This is a genomic window from Halomonas cibimaris (assembly GCF_039537045.1).
Lineage (GTDB): Bacteria > Pseudomonadota > Gammaproteobacteria > Pseudomonadales > Halomonadaceae > Vreelandella > Vreelandella cibimaris.
On record NZ_BAAAZT010000038.1, the window covers coordinates 1 to 1,239 of the forward strand.

General features: G+C 60.0%; 1 pseudogene. It reads left to right on the forward strand.

Features of this window, described 5'->3' with window-relative positions:
• Positions 1 to 63: 63 nt before the first annotated feature.
• Positions 64 to 1,208: pseudogene (locus ABD654_RS05620) on the forward strand (IS3 family transposase).
• Positions 1,209 to 1,239: the final 31 nt, after the last annotated feature.

A 1,239-nucleotide genomic window follows, 5' to 3' on the forward strand; every position in this document is an offset into this window, starting at 1 on the left:
TGAACTGGTCTAATTGGAGCGGACACCCCGGTAAGCCTCATACTGGAGGCATTGGAGGTGTTCATGACCAAGAAGACGCGACGTCGGTACTCTGACGAATTCAAAGCTGAGGCGGTCAACATGGTTCGAGGAGAGGGTTATGCCATCTCCGAGGCTGCCAGGCGGCTGGATATCGATCGCAGCCTGCTGGATCGCTGGTGTCGCCAGCAACGTGACCGGGAGGATGGTGTGACTGACGGCCAGGCAGATGAGCGGGATGCCGAGATCAAGAAACTTCGCGAAGAAGTTCGTAAGTTGCGGATTGAAAAGGAGGTTTTAAAAAAGGCCACGGCCTTCTTCGCGAGAGAGTCGAGCTGAGATACCAGTTCATCGAGTCGGAGAAGGCCTCCTTCCCAGTGGCGGTGCTGTGCCGTGTCATGGACGTCAGCCGCAGTGGCTTCTATGCCTGGCGTCAGCGTGAACCCGATGAGCAGCGCCAGTGCCTGCACCGGGAGGTCAAGGACATCCATGAGCAGAAACGTGGTAGCTATGGGAGCCGGCGAATGGCCAAGGAACTCCATCGCAGAGGTCACACGATCGGTCGTTATCAGGCGCGTAGCCTGATGCAGGAAGCCGGTGTCGCCTGCCGACAGCGTCGCCGCTACCGGCATACGACGGACAGCGACCACGGGCTGCCAGTGGCTCCCAACCTGCTCAAGCGGCAGTTCATGGTGCCTGAGCCCAATCAGGCGTGGGTGGCCGACATCACTGCCATCTGGACTCTGGAAGGCTGGTTGTACCTGGCGGCCGTGCTGGACCTCTACGACCGACAGGTCATCGGCTGGGCCATGGCCGACCATATGAAGACATCACTCACCCTGGACGCCCTGGAGATGGCCATTGGCCGCCGACGGCCTCCCCGGGGAGTGCTCCACCACTCGGATCGTGGCAGCCAGTATGCCTCTCGTGCGTATCGCGAACGACTGGCAAAGCACGGGTTCCAGGCCTCCATGAGCCGGAAGGGGAACTGTTGGGACAATGCGGTCATGGAGCGCTTCTTCGGCTCTCTAAAGAGTGAATGGCTGGAGGGACAGCGGTACTGGACCCGCCAGTCAGCGAGGCGCGACGTCGTGACCTACATCGAGATGGAGTACAACAGCTGCCGGCTCCACTCGACCCTTGGCTACCACGCGCCGAGGGAGATCGAGAAAATCGCGGAAGCAGCTTAATAAAAGTGTCCGCTACGACTTGACCAGAACA